Raw genomic sequence first — 6,121 nt, forward strand, 5'->3', positions numbered from 1 at the left:
CTATAAACACGTGCTATATACTAGCAAAAAAACCGCATAATTGTTACAAAACGAAAGGGTTGCAAGGAAGAAATTTGCCCTTTTTTACATATGTAACACATCCTTTTTTAGGAAAATACATTCCTATCCGCGTTTTTCTCACACAATTTGACAGCAGTATTTCTAACTTGTAGCTCTTGCAGAGTGAAAAGGTTATATGAAAGGTAAGGCTGTCCATAAGAATTCAAATTGGTGAAGGTGAAAGTAAGAAAATCACCGCAAAATTATAGTTTTCTATCCGATTTTACATATCGGAATTTATGTTATTTACAAAAGCGAAACCTACGAAGGGGGATTTGATGAGGAAACTGACAAAAACATTCATCGTTTCATTAACATTATGTATTGCATTTACAATTTGGGGGATTATTCCCGAATCTATTATTGGAAAAGGTAGTTTAGGAAATGTAACAACCGCAATTCAAACTGCATTAGTTAGTAAGTTCGGCTGGTTTTATATTATTTCCGTTTCTATTATTTTAGGTGTGTCTATCTTTTTAATTGTTTCGAAATACGGTTCTATTCGTCTAGGTAAAGATGATGACGAACCTGATTATAGTTATATGACATGGTTTGCTATGCTATTTAGTGCTGGTATGGGTATCGGGTTAGTTTTCTGGGGCGTTGCCGAACCATTAAACCATTTATACGCACCTCCGTTTGGAGAAGGTGCAACTGAGGAAAGTGCGCGTCTTGCACTGCGTTTTTCATTTTTCCATTGGGGATTACACCCTTGGGGACTATATGCGTTTGTAGCGTTATGTATTGCTTACTTTACCTTTAGAAAAGGAAAAGCAAGTACGATTAGTGCGACAGTAGGTCCGTTATTTAAGGGCGGGGAACACGGGCGTATTGCTCATTCATTTGATGTGTTAGCTGTTTTTGCAACTGTGTTTGGTGTTGCAACGTCATTAGGTCTCGGTGCAAAACAAATTGCGGGTGGCGTTAGTTATTTAACATCTATCCCGAACTCATTAACGACACAGTTAGTTATTATTGCAATCGTAACAGTATTATTTATGTTATCTGCGCAAACAGGTCTGGATAAGGGAATTAAATATTTAAGTAATACGAACATTATTTTTGCGTTTGCACTTATGATTATTGTATTATTTGCGGGTCCAACAAACTTTATTATGAATTACTTCACTTCAACAATCGGTTCTTATATTCAGGAATTACCAAGCATGAGCTTCCGTTTAAGTCCATTAGACGAAGGTGGGAACCAATGGATTCAATCGTGGACAATTTTCTATTGGGCATGGTGGATTGCATGGTCACCGTTCGTAGGTACGTTTATTGCTCGTGTTTCACGAGGACGTACAATTCGTGAGTTTGTAATCGGTGTGTTACTCGTACCGACAATAATTGGTGCACTTTGGTTCTCTGTTTTCGGTGGAACAGGTATTCATATGGAGCTGTTTGGTGATGCACATATCTTTGAAAAAATTAAAGAGATGGGAACAGAAGTAGGATTATTCGCTATGTTTGATCAAATGGGAAGCTTTGGATCAGCTTTATCTGTTCTAGCGATTCTTCTTATTTCTACATTCTTTATTACATCTGCAGATTCTGCAACATTTGTTTTAGGGATGTTAACGACACATGGTAGTTTAAACCCACCAAATCGCATTAAAATGATTTGGGGTATCGTTCTAGCCGCGATAGCTTCTACGCTATTATATATTGGCGGATTAGAAGCCTTACAAACGGCAGCTATTATTGCAGCATTCCCGTTTGTCTTTGTTATTTTCTTTATGATGGCAGCATTATTTAAAGAGTTACAAAAAGAGGGACGTATGAAGCGTCATTAACAATAGAAGGAAAAGAGCTGATTTCATATCAGCTCTTTTTTATTTCTCTATTTGCCTGTAAAAGTACGATTGGTGATGGTTAATTAAAGTTTCACTTTATATAGAAGGAATTTGAAATGCGGGTAGGGGAAATAAAATACTTTACCATATAAGTAGTATGCCTTTTATACGAAGAAAAAACGATAGGTTTCGACAATATTCGATCCCTTACGAATTCTATTCATATTTTTGACAAAAAATTGTCGGAAATGTGTTGTCACGTTTATATATATGTGCTATATTATTTCCTGTAAGCGATTTCAAATAGTTTTAAAGCGCATTCAAGGGGGACATCTAGAATAATGAAACGTTACGAAAGAAAGTGGAAGCATATTTGTTTGAAACGTGTGGCACATCGTAGTGTCCAAGAAAGCACGGAACCTAAGACTGAAACGCGCAAAGAACAGCAAGAGAAGCAATTGGTTCTACAAAAATAGCAATCACTTTTTCGTATATAAATGAAGGTCGATCGTTCGTTGGGGGATGGACGTGAAATTACTTTCAGCTAAGGGGTATTGTCTGATATATAATTTATACGGCAATAAATAAGCACAGAGCATACGGCGCTCTGTGCTTATTTTTATTATTTATCTTTTTTGAATCGAACTGTTTTATCCCAGCCAATGACTTGTTTCTTGCTCTTTGCACGTAAGTATAAGATTAAGCTACGAATAAATAAGTACGTAAAGAGCTGTGCGTACGTAAAGTACATAATAACGCTAATAAAAATATTAGTCGGTGTAAAGGTTCGTTCGACACTCTGGGCACTAAATAATTGAGAAACATATGTAATATATGCGACATACCACATAAATAGTAGCGGAATGCTATATTGAATTTGGAATATCCCGAGTAGCCCAATTACAAACCAAACGTTCGAAATGATTAGGAATAGCCAAAATACAACATACACTAGAACTTGTTGTAAGGAATGAACAAGCAGCTTTCCTTTAAAGAAACTTAATGATGAGAACATTTTTTCTAAAATATATAAATTTCCTTGGAGCCAACGTGTACGTTGTTTAATAAGAATTTTTAAATGCTCTGGTTCTTGTTCCCAAGTAACTGATTCTGGGACGATTGGTAAGAGATAACCTTTTTGTGTAATTCGTAATGTTAATTCAGCATCTTCTGCAATTGCGTAAGGGTCATAGCCACCAAGCTCTTCTAGTGCGGAGCGACGAAGAAGCATGTTTGTTCCTGTCAGCGAGCCCGTTTGGAATAGTAACCAGCGTCCAGATTGCATAAGGAGCTGGAAGATTTGGAATTCTAGCGAAATCATTCGCGTTAACCAGTTTCTTTTTTCGTTTACTGTACGAACGTGTCCAACAGCTCCAACAGCATCTTCAGTTGTTTCAGCGTGTTCTACAAGCATTCGCAGTGCGTGTGGTTCAGGCTGGTTATCTGCATCGTAAACACAGAAGTACTCACCATCTGAAATACTAAGCCCATAGTTTAGTACACGTGATTTACCCTTCGGTTCACCGGGAGGAACACGAATATGACGAATATGAGCATAAGCTTTGTCGAAATCATCTCCGATTTCAGGTGTTTCATCTTGAGAGTTATCATTTAATAAATAAATAGTTAGCTTTCCTGGATATTCAATCTTTGCCATCGCCTCTAAAGTATCTTTAATAACGACGCCTTCATTATGGGCAGGTATGAAAATATCGACGCTCGGATAATGTTCTAGCGTACGATCTTTTCGTTTACTATTTCGGTGAATTAAGCCCGCGATTGTTAAGAAAGAGTAGTAAACGAGTAAGCCAGAGAATAGAAAGGCCGTAAAAATAAGTACATATTTAATTGAAAATGTGATACTAATCCAAAAAACGAGTACGCAAAACAGAAGGAATAAAAGAAGTATAACGAGAGTCATCATAACAGTGTCTGTCCTTTGTTTCCAATTTGCTCGCGTGAAATTTTTATATCTTTGATTGCTTCAGCAGCAAGCCATTGCTCCATTTTTGGTTTTAGGCGGTTCATTACAATGTCAGCACCAGCTTCATTTGTGTTTTGTAATAAAATAACTAGCGTATTATTATCATATTCAGCAGCAAGGTCAAAATCATTCCTTACCGTTTCAACTAATAAAGAAGCTACACGGTCCATAACACTTTCCTTTGTATATTTACTAAAGGAAGTGAAATCAAAGTAAACAATAATGCCTGTTTCATTACGACGATTCATTGCAGTCGTTAATAACGCTTGGCGTCTCTCGAATTCTTGTCTTGTTAGTAATTTGGATTCTCCAATATATTGTTCCAATGTTCTCACACGCTCAGTTAAAGCTTTATTTTCATGAATCACTTTTTTCAATAGGTGAGTTGTTATATATACAATGAAGAAGTTAGCTGCCATCAGGAAGTGGGTAATCATATATTGCCATTGATCTGATGTACTCCATAAGTGAAGCCATGCTTGATAGAACAAATAAAATACGGAAATAATGGTTCCTAGTATGAAGAAAATAAATGCTGTTTTGTCAGCTAAAAATAAGAATAGTACATTTACGATTACGTATATTAGTGTAAAAATGAGAGCATGCTCATATTTCGTCACATGTACAGTAGTAAAATAAAATACAATTTGTAAAATCCACATAGAGAGGATTTTATAGAACTTATCTTTCACAAAACTTTCCTCCTTAAAGCTATTTCATCAATAGATACTTGTAGTATGCGCAATTATTAAGAAATTGACCATGTCGTTAAACTCTTTTGAAGGGTAACAACAAGTAGTATCTCTATTTTCATAAGAAAAATAAAAAGACTTAAACATTATTGTATCATAATGTGCCTATATTTAGGATAAATTGATTAATAGATACATAAAAGACGTTTGGATTGCATGAAAAAAGTCTCCTCTTGTAGAAAGAGAAGACTCTATATAAGTTTATAGGAACATCATACCTGCAACTGCTGCGTTTAAGAAGTTCGCTAATGTACCAGCGATAACTGCTTTAATCCCTAATTGTGCAATTTGTTTACGGCGAGTAGGAGCTAACGTTCCTGTTACACCTAATTGAATTGCGATAGAAGAGAAGTTTGCAAATCCACAGATTGCAAATGTTAAAATTAGATTTGTTTTGTCAGAGAACTCTGCCATGTGTGGTCCTAAGTTTGCGTATGCAACGAATTCGTTGATTGCAAGTTTTTGACCGATAAAGCTTGCTGCTTGTATCGCTTCACCAGGAGAAACCCCGATTAAGATTGCGAATGGTGATAATAAGTAACCAAAGATTAAATCAAGGCTAAGTTTAATATCGAACAGAGAACCAACCCATCCTAATAATCCATTTAATAAAGCGATTAATGCGATGAAAGCCATTAACATTGCTGCTACGTTAATAACAAGTTGCATACCTTCAGATGCGCCGCGTGCAGCTGCATCAATAACATTTGCGTCTTCACGTTCTGTAGAAAGTTCAACGTTATTATCTACTTTTTCTGTCTCTGGCATGATTAGTTTCGCAATTAATAAGCTCGATGGAGCCGCCATAATTGCAGCTGCTAATAAGTGCTCTAACGGAATACCCATTGCTGCATAACCGACAAGAACGGATCCAGCAACAGCTGTCATACCGCTTACCATAATAGTGAAGAATTCACTATTTGTTAAGCGTGCTAAGTAAGGTTTAATTAAAATTGGAGCTTCAGTTTGTCCTAAAAATACAGTCGTTACTGAGTTTAGGCTTTCTGCTTTAGAAGTTCCAAGAAGTTTACTTAATGCACCACCAACGATGCTAACAAATTTCTGCATAATACCGAAATAATATAAGATTGCTACTAATGAACTAATAAATACGATTGGAAGTAGTGCTTGAATAAAGAATACAAATCCCCAAGGTCCCTTTGCGTTGACTAAATCCCCAGTAACGAACTTAATTCCCTCGTAAGAAAAATTAATTAATCCTTGAACACCGTCAGCAGCGTGTTTTAAACCTGCTTTACCAGCGTCCCATCGTAATACGATAAATGAAAATGACATTTGTAATGCTAGCGCAATTAAAATTGTGCGCCAATTAATAGCTTTGCGGTTGGAAGATAGTAAGAAAGCAATTGCTAATACTCCAATCACGCCGCCAATTCCCCATAAAAGATTCATGCAGTGTATGCTCCTTCCTCATAGTAAAAACAGTGTATAAACCAGTTGTCTATACGTTTGCGAATATAACATCTTTAGTAACTTATCATAATGGACATCGGAGGTCAAACGTCTAATGA

At 36.3% G+C, this 6,121-nt stretch carries 4 protein-coding genes; 1 reads left to right on the forward strand and 3 read right to left on the reverse strand.

Annotated features, from left to right (window positions below; genetic code table 11):
- The first annotated feature begins 338 nt into the window (after positions 1-338).
- Positions 339-1,853, forward strand: coding sequence for a glycine betaine transporter OpuD (gene opuD, locus ACQGS6_RS21445; protein WP_001230113.1), 1,515 nt, complete (start codon positions 339-341; stop codon positions 1,851-1,853).
- Positions 1,854-2,475: 622 nt separating this feature from the next.
- On the opposite strand, the gene ACQGS6_RS21450 is transcribed toward opuD, so the two are convergent.
- The 3 genes from ACQGS6_RS21450 to ACQGS6_RS21460 all read right to left on the reverse strand — a co-directional run bounded on the left by ACQGS6_RS21450 (position 2,476) and on the right by ACQGS6_RS21460 (position 6,002).
- Complete coding sequence (locus tag ACQGS6_RS21450; RefSeq protein WP_000988751.1) at positions 2,476-3,777, reverse strand: glycosyltransferase family 2 protein; 1,302 nt, start codon at positions 3,775-3,777, stop codon at positions 2,476-2,478.
- Positions 3,774-4,529 carry a diguanylate cyclase gene (locus ACQGS6_RS21455; RefSeq protein WP_000653224.1) on the reverse strand — a complete coding sequence of 252 codons (756 nt, stop codon included), beginning with the start codon at positions 4,527-4,529 and terminating at the stop codon, positions 3,774-3,776. The genes ACQGS6_RS21450 and ACQGS6_RS21455 overlap by 4 nt, the downstream gene beginning before the upstream one ends.
- Positions 4,530-4,790: 261 nt before the next feature.
- Positions 4,791-6,002, reverse strand: coding sequence for a NupC/NupG family nucleoside CNT transporter (locus ACQGS6_RS21460; protein ID WP_001051029.1), 1,212 nt, complete (start codon positions 6,000-6,002; stop codon positions 4,791-4,793).
- Positions 6,003-6,121 lie beyond the last annotated feature (119 nt).

It is taken from the genome of Bacillus sp. GMs2/2, from assembly GCF_050172095.1.
Taxonomy (GTDB): Bacteria; Bacillota; Bacilli; order Bacillales; family Bacillaceae_G; genus Bacillus_A; species Bacillus_A cereus.

Bases quoted from the DNA above. Each gene is read 5' to 3' on its own strand.
- opuD (WP_001230113.1), top strand. From the start codon at position 339: ATGAGGAAACTGACAAAAACATTCATCGTTTCATTAACATTATGTATT.
- ACQGS6_RS21450 (WP_000988751.1), bottom strand. From the start codon at position 3,777: ATGATGACTCTCGTTATACTTCTTTTATTCCTTCTGTTTTGCGTACTC.
- ACQGS6_RS21460 (WP_001051029.1), bottom strand. From the start codon at position 6,002: ATGAATCTTTTATGGGGAATTGGCGGCGTGATTGGAGTATTAGCAATT.